Raw genomic sequence first — 24,323 nt, 5'->3', positions numbered from 1 at the left:
GAACAACAAAAAGGGTTGTCCCAGTAGCCATTTCATCATTTCATGGCTTATGGAACAACCCTCTTCTACTTTCTACGCCATATATCCTAACTCCGCTTCATCTCTGGAGGGGGCTTCGCCAATTAACTGCTTCAATAGTTTTTTCATCATTACCGAAGCTTTTACTTTGGTATGAAGACACGGAGAAACCTCTATTACATAGTTTCCTTGTTTGATAGCTTCCTTCAATTCTTCCACAGTTGAGCAGGAGTCTTGCAGACGATTCACAACACTGCCATACTGCAAACACTGATGACTGTCACTGCCAGCAATCACAGGCACACCCAGCTTCTCAGCAAAGGGCGTGATCAAGTTTTTATAAGTCTCCACCCCCTGCATGTAAATATCCTTAGCGTTGAAATCAAAAGCGTCTAATCGCTGAAGCAATGCCGGATCCAGTTGATGTAAAGGCGTAGAAGTTCGGAAGGGGTGGGCTCCGATTTTCCAAAGATTATGTTCGTCGGCCATATCAAGCAACTGCTTAAAAGGTATGAAATTCCCCTCCTGTGTATGCTCATCTAGTAAAGCGCGGACAGCTAGAACATTCTCCTTTAGTCCGATCAACAGGATGTGACCTGTCTCCGCGATATCCACTTCCATGCCTGGAAACAGTTTAAGTCCGTTCACATCGTAATAATGCCCGTTATAGGGATAAGTCTGATCCAGCGCATCATACATCGCAAAGAAATTAGAAGTATTAAAATGCTCGGTCAATGCTACAGCCTGTAATCCATTTGCCTTGGCTTCGAACATCATCTCCGCAAAATATTCGGGGGAAAACGTAGATTTCTTAGATAATTTACCATGGGTATGCAGATCAATATTCATCATGTCTAATTCGTCTCCTTTGAGCTTGTAAGTTATGTTAATACACCAGTTCAGGGTAGAGATAACCAATACAGAATATCAAGATGACATAAGCAGTGGATCCGGATAAAAAGTACCAGTCGGACCGCTTCATTTTCAAATAAGATAACTTGATCTTCTTCACTTTCTTATTATTAAGCCCGTAGCTAAATCCCCGAGTCTCAAGAGCTTCAATCGTTGTTCGAGAACGTTTAGCTGTGTTCAACATAAGCGGGTAAAATGCCAGAATCACGATTCGCAAATAATACGTTATTGTTCGCCAATAGAAAATTCCATGTTGAAGCGGTCGTTGCCCTCTCAATCTAAAGGAAAGTAGAATCTGATGGAATTCCTCCAGTAAAGTAGGCAAAATACGATAGCCATAAGATAAGCTGAACGCAAAGGTATCAGGGATTCCTAAAGATAGTAAGCCGTCACTAAGTCGTTCCGGATCAAGACTTGAGAAAACCGTAATACTCGCCAGCGAAATCACCGAAAGCTTAAGCGTCAGTGTCAGCATAGGCAGCAAGGATTCAATCCCCCCGCCGAAAAAGAGTGACAATATAAACATCCAGCCAATCTGGCTGATTAAGCCGAGACATAATATAAAAATAATATAAGGGCTGACCCGGGAGAGGACGGTCGTTAAAACCATAAGCACGAACATCCCTAACAGGATTGTCCGGTTATGTACAAACCAAGGCACGATGGCAAAAAAGAGATACCAGAGCAGCAGGGTTCGCGGGTCCAGCCTGCCCAGAAAAGTGCTGCTGCTGTTATATGCGGTCCCGAGTAACTCCAATTTGATTTGTTCTACAGATATACGGTCAAGTGCCCGTTTAACGGCTTCCATGGATTGCAGCTACCTCCTTCTTTTCCACTAAACTCACAAACTCTTCTAAGCTACTGCAAATTCTAGGGAGACCGAGCATACGACTTAGCTCCATCAATTGGGTCTGAGCCAGACCCGCACGCCGTAAAAGAAGGCCGTCAGCGAAAATTTCATCCTTCGTCCCATCCGCGATTATCCGCCCTTGATGCATTACAATTATTCTGCTGGCCCATTCTGAGACAAGCTGCATATCATGAGTTGCGATGACGACCGTCTTCACATGATTACGAAGCGTCTCCAGCACATGTACCATTTCTTGTTTGGTCGAAATGTCCAGATTAGCTGTCGGTTCATCAAGCAGCATGATGGCGGGTTTAACCGCGGCACCAATCGCCAAGGATACCCGGCGCTGCTGCCCGCCACTTAGCAGTCGGGCATCCCGTTCAGCCAGCTCGCTTAAGCGAAACGCCTTTAGCATCTCATCCACTCTTTCATCCGTATCTGGTAATTTCCGCGCCTTCAGATAATAAGCGATTTCCTTACGCACAGAATCCTCGATAAACATTTCCTCCGGATTCTGGAATACGTAAGCTACCGTACCGGAGAGACGTTCAGGCGGCAACCCGTTCACCGTCATTTCTTTAACCTTTACGGTTCCAGCTGTAGGTCTGACAATACCAGCAATCAGCTTCATTAATGAAGATTTACCTGCTCCGTTGTTGCCAATAAGAGCAATGGACTCTCCCTGCCGCAGTTCTAGCTGAATTCCATTCAGTACAGGATGCAGCACCTTATGAATCGTACGATAAGAGAGGTGGACATTCTCCAGCTGAACGATAGAACTTTCTTCTTTTGCTGCTATGGGGAGCTGCTCTTGAATTCGTCCGATTGGAAGTGTCTCCACATTAGCATCCTGACGAAGAATCATGCGGGTACTGCCTTCCTCAGCATTTAAGGGAAACAGCTTTGACTTCTGATCATCAGGCTGTAGCAGCCAAGCCGCCCGGGTCACATCCGTTGGGTAAATGCCCAGCTCTAGCAATTCTTCTACAGATGACAAAGCTTCACGCACAGGCTTCTGCCAGCGCATTTTACCCTGATCCATCAGGACAACATTTTTACAATAATCTGCAATAAATTCCGCATGATGCTCAATCACTACAATGGTCTTTCCATGCTCCTCATTCAAACGCTGCAAAATATCATAGATATGACGGGCATGCTGCGGATCAAGCTGGGCTACGGGTTCGTCAATAACCAGAATTTCCGGATCCATAGCTAATGCTCCGGCCAGAGCGAGCAGATGTTTTTGCCCACCACTTAACTGCCAAATGAATTCATGCCTCAAATCACTAAGTCCGGTTAACGCAAGCGCACGCTCTCCCCGTTCCTTGTAATCCGTAAACCCATAATTCAGAGGTGTAAAAGACACATCATCAAGCACCGTCGGCCTTACCAATTGATTCTCGAAATCCTGATAAACATAACCGATACGTTTGGACAGCTCTGCTACACTTTTTCCATCCGCAGATTGGCCGCAAACTGTCACCTCTCCACTGAAATCACCAGTGTAATAATGAGGAATTAAGCCGTTAAAGCATTTGCAGAGAGTAGATTTCCCGGAGCCATTACTGCCGATGATCGCAATAAAATCTCCTTCTCCCAGTCGTAAGTCTACGTCTTGCAGTACTGGTTGTTCAGCTCCCGGATACGTAAAGTTAATTTTGTTCAATTCAAGAATTGTATTACGCATCTGCTTGACCCGCTTCCTGTCTTTTTCGTGCCGAACGCCGAAGCAGTGTAATAATCGCCGTTGCCGCTACAACAGCCGCTACCAACATACTGAGCCAAATCAAGGTCTTTTCATTCGATTCCGCTCCTGCAAGCTCAAAATCACCGAAGTTCCAGCCCGATTCCGATAACAATTCTGACCCCACCGCTACCATCACTAGAAAGGTTCCGGCAATGACCAGCTTAGGAGATAGCCACGCTCCTGTTGCATATTTCATATTCCGCTCACGCGGCTTCATGCCAAGCAATGGTTCAATTTTTCCATATAAACGCGGAACCAGATACATAGTAGGAATTAGCGCGAACAAAATGCCGGAGAAGAGTACATCATTCAGGAACCCTACTCCCTCAATTACAACGATGCTTTCAGCCAGCCCTTTAACAGCCTCTAGCTCTTCTACCCCTACCCATACCTTCACAATATCTATAACGGAGCTAAAAAACTGGTGAATCGCCACGCCGGTAATCGCAGCCACTCCAACCTGTCTACGATTCTTCGGATCAGATACCATGCGGCCTGCGGTATACATCGCCAGTGAGAAGGTAATGAATTTCTCCAGCTCCCCTAAACCTCCAAATTGGCCTAACATCAATTCCCCGAAGATTACCTCACCAACAGCTGCTCCGACCGCCGCATATAAGGGGTGAAACAACATACATAATGTCAAAGGAATGAAAGCGAAATATTCAATGGATAATTCAATCGGGCCCAGTTTGATCCCAGGCACTAGCTCGGTAAACATATTGGACAACCCGTAAAGCGACATCGACAGTACAAAAATCATCATTTTTTGTGACTGAGTCAGTGTGTAACGCGTTTTTATCGTGCTCATGAAATATTTGGCCTCCCAATAAGAATTTATCTTCATTATAAGAAGGCCATGTCATCACAGCTTTTTTCATTTGTTAAATGAGAGTAATATTTTTTTCAATATTTTTAACGTTGTAAAAATATTTACAACATATTCGCACGTTATATTCTATCTATCGCATCATCATAGGAGGATTGAGAGATTGTATAAAGATTGGAACCACCGCGCTTTTTCGCCTAATCAACGGATAATTGCCGACTTTATTCAAAAAAATGAGCAACGTGTGGTCTACATGACCGAACAAGAAATGGCAGACGAGCTGCATTTGAGCATCGCCTCTGTTTCACGGTTCTGGAAAGCTGCGGGGTACAAACATGCCAAAGATTTTAAAAACCGGCTCCGTTTCCGCTTTGAATCCACACCTTCTGTAAAAATGCGTGATGCCATGCAGCGATCAGACGATACCTCACTCCCTCAACTGCTGCTGGACAATTGCTCACATCATTTGCAAGAAACACGCCGCTATTTAAGCGACGATGTACTAAAGCGTGCAGTAGATGCAATATCAACAGCTCGGATTATTTATGTATACAGCCCTGGCCCTTGCGCCGGATTAGCAGAGCTAATGATCTATCGAATGGCGCGTTTTGGTCTTCAAATGAAAAAAATGGCCCCCAGCGGCCATGAGCTGCTAGAGACCTTAATGCATGCTGACAAACAAGATGTCTTGCTTGTCTTTGGATTTGTGCAAATACTGCCTGAGATTGAAGTCATACTGAACCATGCACGTGAAGTAAATTACCAGGTCATCCTGATCACAGATAGACTCGTCTACCCGCGATCGCAAGATGCAGATATCGTGCTTTATGCCGGGAGAGGTGAGGTTTGGGAGTTCCACTCCATGGTTGGCCCCACCTATATTATTGAGAATCTGATCCTTGGAGTGGGATTAGCGAACAGGGACAGTAGTCTAAGCAAGCTGGATAAATTGCAGCAATTGCGCGCGCAGTATGGGGGGAAGCTCCCGCGGAGTTAGGTTTAGATTTGACTGCAAGGTGAAGAGAAATTTAATTCATTCCTAAAGCTTCTTTAATTTGTGGGATAGATAAACCGTTTGCTTTCATTTCTTTGATCCAAAGAATGCGCGCGACGGTTTCTTCTCTTTTATATCTGCGTGTTAAGTTCTCCTCTGCCTGTTCAAAGGGCAGCATGCCTTCTTCTGTGTAATGTTTGAGTGTACTATAACGAGCATTTGTGATTCTTACTAATTCCCCTATCGATACATATTCTGACGCCATAATATTCTCCATGGATCGTTGTCTAGACATTGATAACCAACTCCTTTACAGCGGGCGCTTCGGAATAAGACGCACACCTTGAATTGGCACTTTCATCATTACAAAATGTGGGATCGCATCGTAGACCAAATTATCAATTTTAAGGGTAGCAATCGATCCTCTCTCCAGCACCTTAACTTCATGTCCATAGGACATTAATCTTGTAATAACTGCGTCTAACCTTTGATTAGAATTATCAAACCAAGACTCTGTTTCTATAAAGACAGCTCGTGATCGCTCTAGGGCAGGGAAGATAAGATTGAGACTACTGCCGATAAATGTCTTCGCAAACTTTGTCTTCAATGCTAAAAAACGTTTGATGCCTAACTCAATTCCATGGCGGATTTGTATAGGAAACAATGCCTTTGCCCATAAGTTACTTTGGTATAGATCATGTAGTTTGATATTCACCTGTTCTAATTCGTTCAGTGAGAAGAAATCTTGCATACATCCACATTCACGAAGTAGCCATAGCATACAAATGACCTCGTCCGTAACTGGGCCCTCTTCCAAAATCTCTGCCCGCATATTCTCTGTAATGCTCGTGTACGCCTCCATATTACTGCGATAGGCTCTAATTTCAACTTCAGCAGAATCAAAATATATGTCGCTCCCTATCAGGCTTGGTATATCTTCAAGCAAATTCATTGCTTGAAGATCATCTGAAATCGCGGTTTCGAACTTTTTTAAATGATGGTTAGACTTCCTCGAAGCCTTCTTTAACCACCAATTTAGGTCACCCTTCACCTCAGCACTATTATGAAGTAAGGATTGTAGAACAGTTTCTCTATAGAGTGTTGAATGAGATTGATCAAGTGCTTCCTTGTGCAAAGTTAACTTGTTCTCAGATTGTGTAAAACATCCCTCTAAGTAAAGCTCCAATATAACCGCTGCTGCCATGCAGCGCAAAGACACTTTCTTGACAGTAGTCATCTGAAGACTTCTCTGAGCATTAAGCGCGATCAATGAAAAACTTGGTGCTAATTTAAGATCCATCATAACCATCCACCCCTATCCATTAATTCGTATTTACAGGATGATATTTATTCCGTATGGTGAGCGTTTGATTTACTTACTACTTACTACTTACTACTTATCACTTACAATACACCATCTTTACAATAATTGTCAATGGTCTGGAATAACGTAAAGAAGGCCCTGCCCATAATGGTCAGGCCCCGATTTTATAGACACTAAAAAAAGACCCTAGGCTATAAGCTGCTTCCGGTAATCAACCAGGGTAGCTTAGAAACAGGAGGATCAGTTCTAACGGGAATTTATGTAGCCAATGAAGCAATTGGAGCATCCGGCTGGTCTCAAAAAGAAGTCGACTTGTTAAGTTAAATAAAGAAGGCTGGCCATGTGAGCCTGCCTTCTTTATTCACTCGAATCACTCGGATCAATAAGTAAATTGGTTAACTCTAGATTTTCAACCTTGTCTTCTTTGACGACAAAGGCAAGGGAAGGATGATAGAATCCTTAGTCAAGCTTGGTACCGTTCACCCAATAGTTAACAACACCATCTACTTTCTTTTCGCTGCGGGATGCCTCAGGGATAGCTGCAATGATATCCTTTTCACTGCTTCCGATAACGATATTTTTATCCGTCCTAAGCGAAGAAAGAGAGCTAATCGGTATATCAACTACGCCTCCGACTGGCTTAATTTCTCACTACGGTAAAACTGATCGTCAAAATTATCTTTTTCATATAACCAGCGGATGTTAGGGGGTTCCCCCCACTTCCGTCATCCGTTTCGAATAAATTCCCGCTCCGCTTTTTTCAAATGCTTTAATGAATTTTCGAAAGAATATGGAAACTTAGTCCTAAGTTTAGAGAGTTTTTCAACATCTCCCATAGCGATAGCTTCCTTAATAGCAGGAACCAACTTCGCTTGAATAATGCCCCAACTTTCTGCCTGAAGAAGTTCGTCTATCAACATATGCGGTTTGGAATGATATTGTTCAATTTTTGTTCTCCTCTTCTCGATTTCTACCCTCTAATAGCTCTATCTTTATTTTTTCAAGACATAGCTTCTCCCTTAGAGTGTATAAGTTCATCCTTATGTTCTAATACTTCTATTATCATAGCAGCCCCCGTTCTGAATCCGAGAGTATAGGCGGAAGCGGATGAGATAGAGTTCTGCATGCCACTCAGATCCAAGGCTTGTTCAATCATAGTAAAGTCTTCTATAGATAACTTTGCTTTTAGGATGTCCATAAACTCTGAGATTAGCTTGGAGTTCTGTATATACTCGGGATCGCGTAAACACAAAAGTTCACTTGGACAGATTTTCCCGTAATATAAATCCTCCAAAAGACTCACCAGTCATCCCTCCCAAATCATCTCTTCAATCATCTTAGCGAATTTATCGCTAAAAATCAATAGCGAATAATTCGCTAAGATATGCTTGCCTTGGAGGTGTTTAGTATGTATCAACGTATCCGAGATTTACGTGAAGATAAAGATTTGACTCAAACCCAAATGGCAGAGTATTTGCAATGCAGCCAGAGGATTTATAGTAATTATGAACGCGGTGATGTTGATATTCCCACGGCCGTTCTGATTAAGCTAGCAGATTATCATAAGACGAGTACTGACTATTTACTAAACAGAACGAACCAAAAAACTCCTTACTCTAAAGTTAAATTAAAAGAATGAGTAGATATCGCAGTTTTCAAAGGATTTCATCCTTATGCTGATGAGCATTGTACACAGGAATCCGTAATTTACGCGCAGACAAAGATCTGACACAGCAACAAATAGAAGAGCTTTTACATATTACACAAGCCACCTACTCCCGCTATGAAAATGGAAATTTGGATGTTCCGAGCGCCGTTTTAATTACGCTAGCTAATTTCTATAAAGTAAGCATCGACTATATTTTAGGTCAGACAGATAATTCTAAATGCTATCCCAACAAATAATAATCCGCAGCACAAACAAGCTCCTGTGATAATCACAGGAGCTGTTCACGTTTAGGCTAAAAATAGCCTGAAATTAGGGGATCCTCTTAGATACCGCTCAGGCCAGCAAGGTACGGGCTACCTGATCCACAATGTAATTGATACCTGTCGGTCCGTAGCAGCCGATCCATGTAGCGGCATCTACCGGGTATATATACGGCCGCTCATCGGAATCCAACATCCCTCGCACGCTTTGCTCTGTCGCAGATATCCCCTCCTGCATCATCTCATTACTAAGTAAAAAATAATGGCTGGCATGCACAGCCGGCAGTCTATCAACTGTAATATGATAAGCCGTGTCGGAAGTGTCTGCGACAAATAGAGGAGCTGGCAGACCAAGATCCCGGTACAGCACGGCACCTGTGCGATGGGAGGCAGTATGCACCCGTACCAGCGACTCACGCGGACGGATCAAGGCCACGCTCTGACCCGCCAGCGCCGTTGAAAGCTGCTCAGACAGCAATGCTGTTCGGCGCAGGTAATCCGCAATAATACGCTCCACCTCTGTCCGCTTGTCCGTCAATTCACCGAACAGGCCCAGAATCGTCTGCCAGCTCTCATTCCGTTGAAACATTAGGGTTGGCGCAATCCGGCTTAACCGTTCATAATGCTGAGCATGCACCTCAGTACAGACAATCAAATCCGGCCGCAGCCGTTCGACAGCTTGCAGGTCCGGGTACTCATAAGTTCCGAGCATTTCCGTTGTCTTAAGCCTTTCCCTGATATATTGGGGGAATTTTAACGCTGCACTGCCCGTTCCTACACTCCCTGCCGGAGATATCCCAAGCGCAAGCAAATGGTCTGCATATTGAACGTCGAGTACGGCGATACGTCTCGGAGAAGCGGTGACGCAATATTCGCCTCGCATATGACAAATTACCGGGCCTTGCAGCGTCTCGTACGATGAGGCCAGGCGATCCGGCAGCCCAGAATATGCTGAGAGAGCACCGATCCCTGAAGCGGCAGTGCGCCTGTAGATCTGCGGGGGAACTCCATGATATTTCTTAAATGCCCTGCTAAAGTAATACATGTCGCGATAGCCCGTTTTTTCTGCAATTTCGCCGATGGGAGCATCCGTATGACGCAACATCCGCTCGGCACTCTCCATCCGCAGCTGGATTACATATTCCATCGGTCCTAGTAACTTCTCCTGTTTGAATCGCCGCTGTAACTGTCTTGTACTGCATCCGGCAAGCGCTGCCAGCTCCTTAAGCTCCAGCTCCTGACGATAATGCCCCGCTATATAGGCAGCGACAACATCCACCATATCCGCCTCTGTGCCTTTCTGACCACATTCATACTCCATAATAAGCTCGTAAAGCATTCCTTGCAGTAGCGCATTCGCATGGAAACGCTCCAGCCCTTCGCCCCGGCTCCATTTGGCTTCGATTTGTTCCGCAGTCTGATGCAGTTCAGCCAGGAGCACAGGACGATGAACAAATGAAGTTCGTAATGGGTGATTGCGCTGCGGAAACAGAACATGGGCAGCCCCCAACATTGGAAAAGCCTTGTATATAATAACAGTATAATGAATGGTTTCTGATCCAGCAGTCAAAGTAAATGCTGATCCCTTGACTGCGTGACAAGCGAAATAGGCCTGGATATGGCAAATTTCGCCATCCATCACAAGCCTACCTTCCCCGCCGCCTGCCAGCAGCAACACATTGGCTGTTAATCCGGTTTCGCTCATAACGCCGCCGGGTGGCAAAGTACCGCTACGCACATCAAGCATTTTGATCGTTGTATCACTCCATAAACTTGCCTGTTCTTTCAGCGGCATTTCTCTCATCTCCTGACAATAGCATCCTCTGTTAAACGGGCGCACTCGAATAGGATTACATGCTTTAGTGAAAGCGCGTCCGCAACATAAGTGAGTGCGTTGCTGTTGTCATTTTAATTGAGATTCATTCTCATTGTCAATTTTCGGACATTTTCCGCAATATTCCGCCGACATCCTGTAATAAAAACAGCAGGTGATACGCTTGTTTTTTGCAACCGGAGCCAGGTCATTGTTCTCTGTGAACCGGGTAAACGGATTGCGTCTTGCGCCGAACAATTGTCCGGGAGCTATCCGGGTCAGGAAGGCAAAATCGGCTTGCATTCGTTGCCTCTCTTGCCCAAATTCACCTGTTCCAGGAGAATACAACGGGGCAATGCGTACCATAATATTCTCCCAAAGTACTGCCATGGAGACGGGACCAATTGCAGCAAGCGTGTGCAGCAGCGGCGCAAGACGTTCCGCGAAAATTTCCTCTACGATCTCTTCTCGCCACGCTTCCCTGTCTTCCGGTGCCGCCGTCGCTCGAAGCCCGTTCAGCGCAAGGAAAGGAAAACGCGTATCCCCTTTAAAAGCTGGGGAAGCCGGATGATAGAGGAAGCAGTTCTCCAGCGGGATGGAGACTTCCCGGTTATGAAGGGTCATAGCGGTCAGCATCGGCGCGATCCACAGATAACCGATCCGCTTGGCCAGCATGGAAGCGGCAACCTGCATATCAGGCGCACCGATATAACCTTTAAGCCAGCTTACATATTCGCGGCATGCAGCTTCTTCGTGCAACTGGCTAAGGGCAATTGTACGAACGTTGCCTTCAGGTAGTTCACCTACCCACAGACGGTATTCCTCCGCCATTTGCTTCCAGGTGGCAGACGACAGATAGTTGTCCATTTTAATGCGATCCCAACAGCGCTTCCGCGGTTTGATCTACAATAATATTGAGGGCAATTGGTCCATAATAAGCGATCCAGAGCGTTGAATTCACATTGTATACGCGGTTATTTTTAACGGCATCATGAGATTTCCAGACTGGACTGTTCGCCATTGCCTCTGCCTCTTTGGCAAACAATTCATCCGATAACAGGAAATAGTGATCTGCTCCAATATCAGCGATGGTCTCCATCGAAATTTCAACGGAGGTATCATCTTTGATCTCCTGAACGAATGCAGGGATATTCAATCCCAAATCCTCATAAAGAATGCTTCCGGTCCGATGTTCGGGACCGTGTACGCGAATACCTTCCGGTCTTGGGCGAATCAGAGCTACCGTTTCGTCGCCCAGCTTCGCCGACAGCTGCTCCCGCAGTCCGACGATTTTGTCCTCGTAGGCTTGACGCACTACCTTCGCCTCCGCCTGCTTGCCCGTTATCATACCGATGGTAGCCGATGTATCCCGCCAATCTTCATAGAAGTCGAGTACTATTGTGGGCGCAATTTTACTGACGCTGTCATACACCTGCTCCTGAAAATCGGTCATCAATATAAGATCCGGATTCATCGCTACAATAGCTTCAAGATTGGGCTCATCGCGTGTGCCCAGGACCTTCACATCACCCAATTGTTCACTTAAATATTCTGGAAACTTTGCATCTTTCGCTCCAGCTACAACGCTGCCTGCCGGATGCTCGCCTATCGCTAACAATTGATCGATGAATTTCACATCAAGCGCGGCGATGACCTTCGGCTTCTCAGTCAGCGTATATTCGCCCTTCATATGCGAGATGGTAACCGGGAAGGCTGCAGTCTGAGCCTGTGTCTCAGATGTAGGTGACGGCTCGGCTGAAGCAGATGGCAGTGCGGCAGTGCCCGCATTTGCTCCCCCTCCAGTACCGCAAGCCGTTAGCACAAGTACCAGCGCCATCATCCATATCATTAATAGTCCTGCTTTTTGGGCAGCATCTACCTTTCTACCGGTTGCTTGCCTCTTCTTTGTTCTTTTCATGCTGACTCCCCCTTATGTATGATAATGATTTTCATTATCAGATCAATAAAGTGAGTATAATCTATCTTCATACTCTATTTCCATGTACTTTTGCGACATTGCAGCAGGATTAATGCGACATTGCACACCATAGGAACGACTCAGGAGAATCGCGACTGACTACAAAAATTCCACACAAGCACCTAACTCCCTAATTTTAACAAAAATTTCTTTGCTCCAGTTCTACAAATAGCCAACACAGTCGATGGTAATCTCGCTCAATTCAAGCTTTTCCTTCTCCAGAAACTGATCATCGAGCAATCTGGCTACTTCAGAAATGGTTCTCCCATTGCACTCCCTGCTTTTTCCCAAAATGAAAAAAAGCATCTTTGTTTTACACAAAGATACCTTTTTTCATTAAAAGCTTATGGCTCAATCCCCCACACAAGCTGACCATTCATATACCCGGTGACCTGTTCATTGTTGATGAACTGACTGCTGGATGCCTTGAACGAATAATCATTAACCTGGTTGAAATTGGACCAGTCGGTTTTGGAGAAACGGGTTTGAATTTCTGCGCTCTGACCTGGATTAAGTGTTCCAGCCGAACTCGTGAAACCAATTTCCAAAACATAATCTGCACTGGCAACAGGAGTCGCCAGCTTAATGAAATTGCCGGTTAGATTCGCATTTCCGATGCTGGCCCAGTCGATCCAGAAACTCTGATCTTTCTCGCCATCAATCGTATAGTAATACCGGACCTTCACATCACTTAGTTGAATCGCTGAATCACCGGTATTGACTACTTTGATTTTGGGTGAAATCCCGTTAGTGGAGGCACTTGTGTTGCCATTAAAAGCTTGGACCGTCAAATCTCCAGTGGGTACTGGAACACTGCTATCCGTTACGTTCACTGTAAGAACAGCATTATTTCCTCCATTAAAATGAAAGGTTAGGGTATTCTGTCCCAGCGGAAGCGTGGAAAGATAGGATTTTTTCAGAACAACAGCAGCGCTTGATGCCGTATAATCCTGACTCGCTAAAAGTGTGAAATTTCCATTTGTGATACTTGCAAGCTGGTGTCCATTTAAGGTAAGGACTACGGAAATATCCTGGGTTAGATTCGCCGCTTTATCAAATGCAGCGCTCACGGGCGCAATGGATGCGCTTGGCGTGGTATCGACAATTTTCACTTTTAATACGGGATCTTGTCCTTTATTAAAATCAAAGATGATCGAATGCTCGCCAACCGGCAGTGTCGCCAGAAATGCTTTTTTGAGCATTAGCGTATTTCCACTCAAGGTATAATCCTGAGTCTCTATTAATGTATTTGCGCCTGCCCGGAGAGCGGTTAACGTATTGCCGTTTAAATTCACGGTGATGGCTTTGTCACTCTGATTGGAGGCATTTTTATCAAATTCGACGTTTGCAGGTGTGATAGACGCACTTGGAATTGGATTGTTAACCTTCAAATCAGGTAGCTCATCGAGCGTGATTACATAATTGCTTTGGTACAGCGTTGTTAAGGTAGCCGGATAATTAAAGGCGGAACTCATGAGATGCTCACCATACCACGGTAAGAAATAGAGCCAGCCCGATTTTTCCTCTGTCAGATTTTGAACGCTTGGAACGGTGTCGTTCTCCGTCATGGCTACCATTTTCGTACCGCCCGTTAAATCAACAAGCTGATAGAAAATCGAGGTAATCGCGTCCTCATTGGGCACACCAGACAAACCGTCATAGCGGTTATAGATCGTGTTGTATTTATCATAGCCTACAATATCCACCTGATCATCGCCGGGATACCATGCGGGAGAAGTGCTGTACACGTAGCTGTTGTAGGTCCAGATCAAATTGTGCAGACCGTACGTTTCTGTAAGTTCAGTATAGAGCAGGTCCCACAACTGCTTGTACACCTCCGAGCCTGCCGAAGCCCACCAGAACCATGCACCTTCTCCATTCAATCCACCGTTGCCCTCCGCCTCATGGAAGGGTCTGAAGATAACCGGCACATTGTTATTTTGCAGAATCTGCAGTTGCTCCGCCAAATCCCCAATGGCCAGTTGTACATATTGGTATTCTTTCGTACCTGGAACTACCGCATTGGCTGTATTAAAATTGGTTTCTGTCGGCTTGTAGGTAGCTTTCTTCCAATCTACAAATTCCCCGAGCTGATAGGCGGTGAAATCTCGGGGCACAGTGATATGCCAGCTGTTTGTCGCGATCCCGCCCCGGTTATTCACCCAATCGATCATCCGGGCGGTCGTACCATCCTCCCAGCCGTAAAGCGGATTGTAATTCATCAGATCAAATCCGCGGATCGCCGGATACTTTCCCGTTAAATTGTGAATCCAATCAAACTCCAGCTCGGAATTGCCGTCATTTCCGCCTCCGTAAATCTCCTGCTGGCCGGAGATCATATGATTGCCGTAAACCTCCGTTAAATAATTCATCAGAAGCTGAGTTTCCGGAGTCGCTTGAGTATCGCTGAGGACAGGTTGCACATCCAGGGGATCAAGATCGGCATAATCCACAGTGAAGGTATCAAAATAAGCGAAACCCCAGCCAGCCTTCAGTTGAATAGTGTTGCTGCCTTGATTCAGCTTGTGATAGCCAAAATCGAAATTCGACCATGTGGTCGTATAGGGCAGCATATACGAACCCTTCGTAACGCCGTTAACGGCTAAAGATTGAAGCCTGCCGTCAGCACTGAGCTCCTGCATATAACGTGTGGAGATCGTATATATGCCGGTTTCTGGGACAGTCACTGTGAAGGAAATTGTACCGGAATTCTGCATCCAGACAAATCCGCTTCCAGAGTATCCGGGTTTGGGCTGTCCGTAAATTTGGGTCGTCACTTGAAGATCGGAGGTGAGCTGAGCGTTTTCGCTTTCAATTGTGAAAAGTGCGTTGTCTGCATGAACGGGCGGCGCTGTCATCAATCCAAGTAGCAGAGTAAATGCCAGCATCATTGTGATTGCCTTCTTGAGCAAATTTTTCATTTTCACCTTTCCTCTCTATGTTAAATATGGTAAATAAAAGTTCAATATGCCATCTCTTGGATGCGCTTTCATAGATAAGATAGCATATATTCCATATTTTGTAAATCTACCAAATTGAGAAAATTTCCACATGCAAAAAAACTCCCACCAATATTTATTAGGAGGAGTTAAATAACATTGATTCATACAGACTACTCATCAATGACAGGTACGTGTGGGTCAATAAGTAGATATACTCAATAGAAAGGAAGACGAGCTTGTTGTTGCGCTTGGAGATTTCAAAAGCTTCTTCTGACTAAGGGAACCTGTTCACCGGGTTATGGGCATGTTGCAGCAGATGCGGCGACTTTTCCTTGGCTAATTTATTGGGTACTTTGTGAGTTGTCATGGGGTATCACCTCGTTTCGTGTTGGATTTGGGTAAAGTATTGCTTAGGGTTAGTTTACCCAAAAAGGTGGGGGAAGGCTCATGAACGAAAGTGATTTTTACTCGATGACTAACCAAGCCCACTTATTTTTGATTATTCAATGTGTTTCAGGTATGGTGTTACTAAAATCATCGCTGTTGCTGCTTCTTGTAATATTTCAGATATATCATCAATTTTTTGCACCGAACTAATGTGTTCTACTATGATGTCCAAATCACTCAAACCATTAATTATAATACTTAATAATTCTAGTACTTCAGGCTCCTTATAATCGCTTAATGCAGTAATATTTTGTATGAAATCACCATTAAAATCTCCGAAGATTTTTGCAATTTCTATCAATAGCGTATTTAAATAAGCAGAAAACCCTTCGCTTAGACCATGTTGGTGATCCACAATTTCATCTATGGCCTGATTATACTGTAAAATAATTAGCCTTAATCTTCCCACATTTGCAATAGCATCTCTCCATTCTGTAAATGGTGCAATATCTAGACCAAATAAAGAGTATATCTCTAAAGGAATTTCTACTGGAAACATTGGAGACGATGGATCTCCATACATATCAACAACTCGATGCATTGGCATGTCAAAACCGCTTAATATCGGAAGTCCTTTATACAAGGGTACGAAAACGATTTCGGGCCAATGTGTTTCTAATATCCATCTTGAACTGTTTAATTTCACAGCAGTGTTCCAAGATTTATGAAGTTTACCACAAAGCAATTTATATTGTTCTTCAATTGTTTTTGTCTCAAATATGGAATCTTCATACAATACAAATTTCACTCTGCTTTTCCCTTCCATTTCCTGATTAATCACCGAAATTTTTGGTCCTAAAGATACTATAGCTTCCTCAAATTTATTAAATATAAAAGATTCTGATTTTTTATACGTTTGTTTAGCGTTGTACGATAAAATAAAACCTCTAGGTTTTTGATTTAAAACACTTTCCCAGACATTCAGAGCTGTTATCATTCCCTCAATTTCTTCATCAGCAAAAATAGAGTAGTTATGATCAACATATGCTTTAAATAATGTTCTGAACTCTTTTTGCACTGATGACAGTGCCTTAGATGATTCATATATATTTTTCAGCGATAAATCTGACTTTATTTCCTCATTTTTAATTCGGGAAACTAATACATCTTCAAACTGGTTAAAAAAGTTATGAAGACCAGAGATCATATCTCTTAAGGATCTCCTGAAATTTTTATAAGGCTGAATAGATATATTGATAAATTGTGGCATCGAATCTGATGCATGACTTTCACTATGTAAACCATAGGGATCAAGAATAGTTTTGGGTAGAAGAAAATCTTTTTGAAGTGATTTTTTCAACGATTCTATCTTCGTCATAGTTCTTTTGGCTTTTACATTATCCCAATAACGTTTTTTATATAGATTATCAACCAAATATATAAACTCACGTAAAGTTTCTGTAATTAGCCTACGAAGAACATAAACTTCATCTAAATAATTTATCCAGTTATTGGGACGATGCGTTAGTTCAATACGTGAGATAAGCCATGAGTTTACTTCGGTAATCCATCGATCAGGACGATGCTCTTTTGTAATTTTTTTTTCAAAGTCAAAGGGTTTGATACCTAAGTCACTTAATAAATCTACACCTATTAATTTTACTGAAATTGTTTCTTTCTCTGGATACAAGCGACTCAGAAGATTAACCATATTCATAGTCCAATAGTGATTCAAGTTCTCCTGCTTTTCAACTTCATTATTTTGTTTGAAATACGGTGGGACAAAGCGACATTGAACATCAGACTCAGCTATGTCCAAAAATAGTATATTATAATGCTGAATTAATCTTTCACGTAAAACGAATTCACTCATAGTATATAGTTCTAAAAATCCCTGTTTATAAAAGCCCAGAGCTGCATCAATTTTACTTTCTACATTTCCGTCTTTCATTAAAGATAGTATTTCTTGATTTGAAAAATTCATTATAATTTTTTTCTTTCGTAATGCAGCCCAAAATAATGTGTATCCAAGATTAGACCATTCAAGGTCACTGGATGGAAGTCCTTGCGGAATCGACGATAGTTCTAACCATCTATCAGTTATTGAATATGAAATTGTGAAGCTAAGAAGGGATTTTTTAATTTCTTCAAGGTACGGAAGGATCTGAGCACTAAATTGAACAAGCCCTGCCGCTGCAAATTCTCCAGGTAATATTTCTCCTGTAATATCCATTGGAGCAAATGGCAACCATCCTGCTCCTCTTTCAGCAACAATACGCTCAAATGCCTCCCTGTTCTGTACAACATATTGTTTGACATCAAGCCAGAGCATAGTGTTTAAAATTCTACCATATGCAACCCAATCAACATAATGTATTCTTGCAATATCACTGATTACTCTGCTATCAATTTCATTATTCGTAAAATAATGAAGAAGAAGCATTTGTGGAAACTGATTTTCTACACAAGGTAAGCTTTGTAATAACAAATCTTTTTCTTTAAATACCATACGATTTTGAAGAATTGAATAAATTATATCTGCTCTTAGAGAATGCAACGATTCAATATAGTTTCCATCCAAAGAACTACGAATTAAATACTCATCACTTAGTCGTTTCAAAGCGGCTATAGCATTTGTACATTTCACTGCTTGTATAGCTTTGTCAAACAATATGCAACCATCTAGTTTCCCAACATAACAGACAAGAAGTAAAAGATTCAACCATGTATCATCAACACCTTCATCAATTAAATGATCTATTTGAGTACTCAATCGTTGCTTCAAACTCTCATTATTGTTAAGAAGATATACAAATTCAAGCAATGGCCCTTCATGACCAAACTGCTGCCAGGCTTCTTCGAAGGTTCGAAATGAGGCATGAGGATTATCCATTGTTATTTTATAATATATATTCATTGCTTCCTCTTCGGAGAGTGTTAATTCGATCAACTCAAAAGCTACCTCGTTCATGTCTACATTTGACTGTTTGAAGTCTTCTTCACGAATTGATATAATGACAGGCAATTTAACACCTCTTACTTGAAGCTCTCGAATTAACCAAGTCCAGTGTATTTGTCCAGGATTGACATCAATATATAAAATAATAGTTGTTGAATGATTAGATAGTCCCAATATCGCTTTTACTAGATTTTCTGCTTGTCCTTGTGTTTGAATTTGTCTTACACAAAACACAAGTTCTTCAGCATAGTTTTTAATCAAATATTTATAACATAACGAAGTTTTCCCTTGTCCAGAAGCCCCCTTAATAATTGCTGCTTTATTTTCAGCAAGCGCAGCTTCAATTTTTTCTAGCCAGTTTATTCGTTCGAAATCCAGTGAAAAGCGTATATGAGCAGGATGAGCAGAAACACCTTGTTCATATTCTGATTTCATTTCTTCATAACTTTTATAATTCTCAATATCGGACAACCTTATAAGAGAACTTCCATATTCTCTGAAATATCCATCTATTGCAGCCATATCACGACCAATTTTATGTATCTTTTCTTGCCAAATTGATTTTGAAGTATATCCTTTGGCTTTTGAAAGATCTGAGACATACTGTATTAGTAAATCCCTCATAATAGTAGGAGCAATCATTGTTGGAATATAGCCTTTAATTTGTTCTGCTATTTTAAGTTGAAGAGCTTCTTTGTCAACTTTTTCAAATACCATTCTCTCCGTAATCCATTCAGCTTCATCTAACAAAAAATTGTGGTTTTTCACAAGTTTATCCTTAATACTCTCTAAAGAAGTAGCGACTCCATTAATAAACCCATTAAGTTCATCTCCTAATTCTCCAAAATGTACAACCTTTGCAACTAACCTCTTCGATTCTGACTTTCGCAAACTTAACACTCTTCGAAAGAAACCCTCATTTTTCAGTGAAGCACTAGTAGAAGCAAGACTTGATATACTTAAATCAGAACCTAAGTCTTTAATTTGTACTACCTCTGATACTTTACCATCACTTTTAATCAGTAAATCTTCAAGCTGTTCTGGATAATATTCTAGTGAGTCCATATCCTCAACTACTCTTGCAGCAATATATAAAGTTTGGGAAGAATAGCCTTTCCATGAGGCTTGTGCTCCTAAATCAGATTTGGTGAATGGCATTTTTTTGTGCCTCCAAAGTTTTTTTCAATTTTACTAGGGTCTGTACGCAAACTTATTAGAGCCATAAACGAATGGAAAGCAGTGTCAAAAAAGCCATGAACATGTTCGCTGTTTTTTCATAACGAGTGGCCAGACGGCGATAGTTTTTACTTTATTAAAAAAGCATTCGATCAAGTGACGTTCTTTATACGTTTCAGTATCTAACGTGCGCTTTACCCGCCGATTGCGTTTACTTGGGATAACCGGAGTGATTGCACGGCTTTGCAACAGCTCCAGAATGGCGTTGGTATCGTAGGTGCGATCCGCTAATACTTGGCCTGGGCAGAGATCCAGTTCATGAAGAAGGCGGTAGCCGGTGACCGAATCGTGGTCTTGTCCTGGTGTCAATTCGAAAAAACGCAGCAGATAGCCAAGCGCATCCACCATGGCATGAATTTTATTGCTTAATCCTCCGTGCGATCGTCCGATGGCTTGACCATCCTGCCACCTTTTGCGCCCGCTCCATGTTGATGGACGTGGGACGATGGTGGCATCGATCATGACTTGCTCCCAATCCGGTTCGATGGCGACATGCTTCAATTTTACTACATTTCTATAAGTTGTACAGTTTGCGTACAGGCCCTAAATCATCGGATAACTGCTGAATTAAATTCCTCACTTGTTATTAACAGAAATTCAAAATAACTTTACAACTACTCTTCTAACCTATAGTACAATTCATTCTCTCAATTAAGTTTAACTTGAACTTAATATTTTTTAGCTATTTGAAAAATTCAATAATATAAAAAAACCTCATAGAATTATCATAATTTTATAAGGACCTCCACAATGTTATATTAGTACATAATCCTGCTTTAATTCTTCCAGACTAATTGGCAATGCAATCCACTCATGGTCATTTATAGGCTCAAGTGGAAGAATTACAAAATCTGCATCATTGTTAATTTTATGCTTTTTAGATGTTTCTAAAAATGTTATTATGGCCTTTAGCTGCTGCTGATTTACTCCTCTAACAACAGAATTTTTATCATTCATCAACGAAAGAAATTTCTGTGCAACTCTTTTTGAATAAAAAAGAGGAATCTGCTTGATAGAAGAATGACTTGGTGCGCATGTATAGGTCCCTGTTACTTCCCCGTTAATTGTTTCCATCAAAGTCCAGAAAGGTTGACCAATTATTGTTTCATTTGGAAGAAACGCTTGCTTTAATTGCAACGATAGAATTTGCATTAAATTTGGTAAGTCATCAATTGTTAATATTGAAATACCGTAATGCTCAGCATAATCTTTAGCTCCAGATTGATAACCGACTTTTGTAACCATTACACCTGTTACATTATTAACATCATTTATTTTGCCGTGAAATTCAGTTACCTTGCCTTTAGAGATAGGTACATTATAATCCTTACACTCAATTGCTACCTTATGGAGTGCATTAGCCTTAGTAAACTCATAAAAAACATCAAATTCATGCTTTACACCTGAGCGACCAATAATTACAGCATTTTTAGATATAATAGTATTTCGATCTTCTAATCTTATAATTGATTCATAAACATAATGAACGAAACCTTCAAACTCGCTTCCAGCTTTCAACATTCATTCCCCCTCTAATTAAATCATTGACAATGAAGTCAACCATTTTTTCATCTCCTTGTATTTATCGTCAAAACAAGTCCAGACAATTAGTGTAAAAAATACGAAAATACGAAACTAATTCCTATTTACTGGATTTAATAAAAGAACCATCACCTATAACAAACCGTCAACTCCACCCTATTCCCTTCCCGATTATACACAATCCGCTCCACCAAATTCTTCAACGTCCGATTCTTCTCTCCACTCGTCACTGAAGCGCTCCACAACTCCCTAAACTGACCAACTCGCTCATATATCTACTCAACAGTCGGATAATTACCTTCGTCTACTACAACCTTCCGTAAATCCTTCAACTCTTCCTCCAGCTTCTGTATCTGCCGTGACCGAACAGCTTTACGCTCTAAAAATACCTGCTTCGTTATCATGTCCTCTTCATACGATTCATGCAGCTTGTCCAACGCTCGCTTCTGCTTCTTAAAATCCTGCGCTTTGACCTCGATGATCACTTGAGTATCATTATACCGACTGCCATGCATTTCAATCTCCCGCAAAATGTTTGGATCAATATGGATAATCCGATCATACAGAGCATTGAAAAATTCAGCATCCATTACCTTGCCACGCCGTTCAGATTTGCTGCCATCTTTATACTTGTGATAGCACAATGCACTCAAGTGCTGCCCCTGCTTCTTGTTCTTACCCACCCGGAACCTCATCCGCGAACCGCATTTCTCAAAATAAAACAAACCTGACAAAGGAAAAATGTTACGTCTTGAATTGGGATTCAACATGCGATTCTTAAGCAGCCGCTTCATAATCGCTTCATGTTCTTCCAGCGTTTTCAGCTTTTCATGAGTTCCCATGACTTTAATTCGCTCTTCTTCAGGAACCAATTCCACCTGTCCACGTTTGGAACGGCTTTTACCATAAGTGATGTAACCCACCAAATGGATTTCACTTGCCAGCAACAGTTGAACCGTAATATTTGACCAACCCATCAATGACAAGTCGGTTACAGTCACACTACGAAGCATGATAGATAAGAAGACAGGGTTTACCATTATCAAAAGCTTCTTCAAACAATTTATTGCAAGAAATAGTTCTTTAGTCATAAATCTGTATGTTTTTTCCTTGGAAAATGATATAAAATAGATGAAACTATATTAATTTGTAACTACTAACAACTAAACTGCAGGAGGCGACAATTATAAGCAGCGGCCAACAATTCAGTAGCACTTGGGATAAAATTGAATTATATGTTATTTCGCTATGGCTTCTCTTTCTTCTAATTATCATAGCTACCATTGATATTCCTGTTAGTTTCAGCAAAAACGCACAATTTATTGGAATTAAAAAATTAGTCAGCATGAATTCAGTTCCCTTAATTTCATTATTATTACTTCTTATAGGGATTGCTTTTATAGGTCGATTTAAATATAAACTGCAAGGTAGCATGAAAACCTTTACAGTGATTGAAGTGCAAGATGGTAATTTTGAGCATCTAACCTTCTTGACAACTTATATTGTACCTCTTATTAGTTTTAATCTAGGAGAAACAAGAAATGTATTAATTTTATTTTTACTACTGATAGCCATAGGTGCTATCTGCATAAAAACCCAAATGTTTTATGCTAATCCAACACTAGCAATTTTGGGATTTCATATTTATATAATCTCTGGAACTTTTAGAACCGGCACCAGACTTGGAATAATTGTTATATCAAGAGATAAAATTGTTGCTGGTAGTAGGGTTAAATATCGTAGACTTGACGAAAAAATATACTTTGCGAGGTTAATTCAATGATAATAAATGAACTTGTCACATTGTTACGCGAAACACTAATAAATGAAGAACTAATCACTGCTGAGATTTACTTCATACTTAAACAAGATCAAGATACACTACTTCGTTTCATAGACATAGAAGGAGAAACACAAGAAGAACTTACTAAACAATTTATTGAAAAAATCAAATCTGAATTAATAGAAACAGAATCTTTAGATTTAATTAGTATTTCAAATGCAGATGATCGAACCAAGGTACTTTATGAATACGATTTAGATGAGGTACCTGAAGAAATAAAGTTAATTAATACAATTATAGAGGATGAAGACATTCCTTTATTCGATTTTAAAACTGATGAATTAAACCAAATCAGAGGTATTGTCGTTTTAATTTCCAATAATAACCATAATCTTTTGCTATACAAGAAACATTATCCTGTAAGTTTAATAAAAAAAGATAATACTTTTACTTTCAAACGTATTGGAGACCAAAAACGTTTTGTAAGTGTCGAAGAAGATATAGTCAGAATTAACACTAATTTCGAATTTCTGATGATTGACAATAGTTTGATTATTAAAGAGCTTGCAACACTTGAAAAATTTTTTGGGTTTCATGAAATAATAAAGAAAAAAGCCCAAGAATGTATTGTTGCAATAGAACAATCAGGACTGCTTGAAGACCCTGATGTATTACAAGAACTTATCGACGATATATCGTATTCGCGGAAACTAACGAAAGTTTTAAGTTTTTCACCTGTGCTTAATAAAATCCCGACCCCATCCGTTATTGCTTTCACTGACAACTATCCTGCACTCAAAGGACAATTTCAATATAATGCAGATAAAAGTAAAATAATTTTGACTACTAAAAAATCAAAACATTTATTCGCAAAATTGTTAAATGATGATTTTTTACAATCAGAATTGACAAAAATGTTCTATGATAGCTTGGCTAAAGATACCATTCTAGAAACTGCTATAAGTTAATTAGCATTAATTGATCTATCAAGAGCCTTGCAGATTGCATGAGCTCTTTTTTATTGATTCACCCAAACATCCCATCAATAACAAGTCAAATATCCCATACGGAGGGAAA

20 protein-coding genes are annotated in these 24,323 nt (G+C 41.4%); 5 read left to right on the top strand and 15 right to left on the bottom strand.

The window, feature by feature from the left end; genetic code table 11:
• Positions 1 to 72: 72 nt before the first annotated feature.
• From MHH49_RS22285 to MHH49_RS22270, 4 genes are read right to left on the bottom strand one after another with little or no spacing between them, the layout of a single operon-like run.
• Positions 73 to 870, bottom strand: a complete 798-nt coding sequence (locus MHH49_RS22285) for a PHP domain-containing protein (RefSeq protein ID WP_305953646.1) — start codon at positions 868 to 870, stop codon at positions 73 to 75.
• A gap of 34 nt (positions 871 to 904) precedes the next feature.
• Entirely contained in the window at positions 905 to 1,738 is an 834-nt protein-coding gene (locus MHH49_RS22280) for an energy-coupling factor transporter transmembrane component T family protein (protein WP_076100351.1), read from the bottom strand.
• Positions 1,725 to 3,470 (bottom strand): ABC transporter ATP-binding protein, encoded by a 1,746-nt coding sequence (locus MHH49_RS22275; protein ID WP_341138500.1) that lies wholly within the window; start codon positions 3,468 to 3,470, stop codon positions 1,725 to 1,727. Before MHH49_RS22275 ends, MHH49_RS22280 begins: the two co-directional genes overlap by 14 nt.
• Positions 3,463 to 4,341, bottom strand: a complete 879-nt coding sequence (locus MHH49_RS22270) for a cell division protein FtsQ (protein ID WP_076143825.1) — start codon at positions 4,339 to 4,341, stop codon at positions 3,463 to 3,465. Before MHH49_RS22270 ends, MHH49_RS22275 begins: the two co-directional genes overlap by 8 nt.
• Positions 4,342 to 4,522: 181 nt before the next feature.
• On the opposite strand from MHH49_RS22270, the gene MHH49_RS22265 reads away from it, so the two are divergent.
• The gene (locus MHH49_RS22265) at positions 4,523 to 5,356 is read left to right on the top strand and encodes a MurR/RpiR family transcriptional regulator (protein WP_036688639.1); all 834 of its coding nucleotides are present in this window, start codon (positions 4,523 to 4,525) and stop codon (positions 5,354 to 5,356) included.
• 31 nt (positions 5,357 to 5,387) lie between these two features.
• Here MHH49_RS22265 and MHH49_RS22260 read toward each other — a convergent pair whose 3' ends face one another.
• The 3 genes from MHH49_RS22260 to MHH49_RS22250 all read right to left on the bottom strand — a co-directional run bounded on the left by MHH49_RS22260 (position 5,388) and on the right by MHH49_RS22250 (position 7,980).
• Positions 5,388 to 5,648: a helix-turn-helix domain-containing protein gene (locus tag MHH49_RS22260; RefSeq protein WP_036688642.1), complete on the bottom strand. Its 261-nt coding sequence runs from the start codon at positions 5,646 to 5,648 to the stop codon at positions 5,388 to 5,390.
• A gap of 15 nt (positions 5,649 to 5,663) precedes the next feature.
• Positions 5,664 to 6,656 (bottom strand): hypothetical protein, encoded by a 993-nt coding sequence (locus tag MHH49_RS22255; protein WP_341138499.1) that lies wholly within the window; start codon positions 6,654 to 6,656, stop codon positions 5,664 to 5,666.
• Positions 6,657 to 7,677: 1,021 nt separating this feature from the next.
• On the bottom strand, positions 7,678 to 7,980 hold the full coding sequence (locus tag MHH49_RS22250) for a DUF6809 family protein (RefSeq protein ID WP_076100341.1): 303 nt from the start codon (positions 7,978 to 7,980) through the stop codon (positions 7,678 to 7,680).
• 105 nt (positions 7,981 to 8,085) lie between these two features.
• Here MHH49_RS22250 and MHH49_RS22245 point away from each other — a divergent pair, with 105 nt between their 5' ends.
• Both MHH49_RS22245 and MHH49_RS22240 read left to right on the top strand, forming a co-directional pair.
• Complete coding sequence (locus MHH49_RS22245) at positions 8,086 to 8,316, top strand: helix-turn-helix domain-containing protein (protein WP_341121914.1); 231 nt, start codon at positions 8,086 to 8,088, stop codon at positions 8,314 to 8,316.
• A gap of 47 nt (positions 8,317 to 8,363) precedes the next feature.
• On the top strand, positions 8,364 to 8,582 hold the full coding sequence (locus MHH49_RS22240; RefSeq protein WP_341121915.1) for a helix-turn-helix domain-containing protein: 219 nt from the start codon (positions 8,364 to 8,366) through the stop codon (positions 8,580 to 8,582).
• Between the two features lie 97 nt (positions 8,583 to 8,679).
• On the opposite strand, the gene MHH49_RS22235 is transcribed toward MHH49_RS22240, so the two are convergent.
• From MHH49_RS22235 to MHH49_RS22200, 8 genes are all read right to left on the bottom strand, one after another.
• Positions 8,680 to 10,401, bottom strand: a complete 1,722-nt coding sequence (locus MHH49_RS22235; protein ID WP_341138498.1) for a helix-turn-helix domain-containing protein — start codon at positions 10,399 to 10,401, stop codon at positions 8,680 to 8,682.
• A gap of 108 nt (positions 10,402 to 10,509) precedes the next feature.
• Positions 10,510 to 11,286 carry an IucA/IucC family C-terminal-domain containing protein gene (locus MHH49_RS22230; RefSeq protein ID WP_076100332.1) on the bottom strand — a complete coding sequence of 259 codons (777 nt, stop codon included), beginning with the start codon at positions 11,284 to 11,286 and terminating at the stop codon, positions 10,510 to 10,512.
• Position 11,287: 1 nt separating this feature from the next.
• Complete coding sequence (locus MHH49_RS22225; RefSeq protein WP_036688650.1) at positions 11,288 to 12,337, bottom strand: ABC transporter substrate-binding protein; 1,050 nt, start codon at positions 12,335 to 12,337, stop codon at positions 11,288 to 11,290.
• A gap of 404 nt (positions 12,338 to 12,741) precedes the next feature.
• Positions 12,742 to 15,318, bottom strand: a complete 2,577-nt coding sequence (locus MHH49_RS22220; RefSeq protein ID WP_341138497.1) for a glycosyl hydrolase — start codon at positions 15,316 to 15,318, stop codon at positions 12,742 to 12,744.
• Between the two features lie 520 nt (positions 15,319 to 15,838).
• On the bottom strand, positions 15,839 to 19,843 hold the full coding sequence (locus MHH49_RS22215; RefSeq protein ID WP_341138496.1) for a hypothetical protein: 4,005 nt from the start codon (positions 19,841 to 19,843) through the stop codon (positions 15,839 to 15,841).
• A gap of 84 nt (positions 19,844 to 19,927) precedes the next feature.
• Positions 19,928 to 20,422 carry a transposase gene (locus tag MHH49_RS22210; RefSeq protein WP_341138495.1) on the bottom strand — a complete coding sequence of 165 codons (495 nt, stop codon included), beginning with the start codon at positions 20,420 to 20,422 and terminating at the stop codon, positions 19,928 to 19,930.
• A 252-nt stretch (positions 20,423 to 20,674) separates the two neighbouring features.
• Complete coding sequence (locus MHH49_RS22205) at positions 20,675 to 21,442, bottom strand: restriction endonuclease (RefSeq protein WP_341138494.1); 768 nt, start codon at positions 21,440 to 21,442, stop codon at positions 20,675 to 20,677.
• Positions 21,443 to 21,738: 296 nt separating this feature from the next.
• Positions 21,739 to 22,503: a recombinase family protein gene (locus MHH49_RS22200; protein ID WP_341138493.1), complete on the bottom strand. Its 765-nt coding sequence runs from the start codon at positions 22,501 to 22,503 to the stop codon at positions 21,739 to 21,741.
• 128 nt (positions 22,504 to 22,631) lie between these two features.
• Here MHH49_RS22200 and kwaA point away from each other — a divergent pair, with 128 nt between their 5' ends.
• Both kwaA and kwaB read left to right on the top strand, forming a co-directional pair.
• A complete protein-coding gene (gene kwaA / locus MHH49_RS22195; protein WP_341138799.1) occupies positions 22,632 to 23,246 on the top strand; it encodes an anti-phage protein KwaA in 615 nt (204 codons plus the stop codon).
• Positions 23,243 to 24,214, top strand: a complete 972-nt coding sequence (gene kwaB / locus MHH49_RS22190) for an anti-phage protein KwaB (RefSeq protein ID WP_341138492.1) — start codon at positions 23,243 to 23,245, stop codon at positions 24,212 to 24,214. Before kwaA ends, kwaB begins: the two co-directional genes overlap by 4 nt.
• Positions 24,215 to 24,323 lie beyond the last annotated feature (109 nt).

The organism is Paenibacillus sp. FSL F4-0122, from assembly GCF_038002845.1.
GTDB lineage: Bacteria > Bacillota > Bacilli > Paenibacillales > Paenibacillaceae > Paenibacillus_AQ > Paenibacillus_AQ odorifer.
The sequence above is the reverse complement of the archived record's forward strand: the minus strand, read 5'-3'. Positions and strand labels throughout refer to the sequence as shown.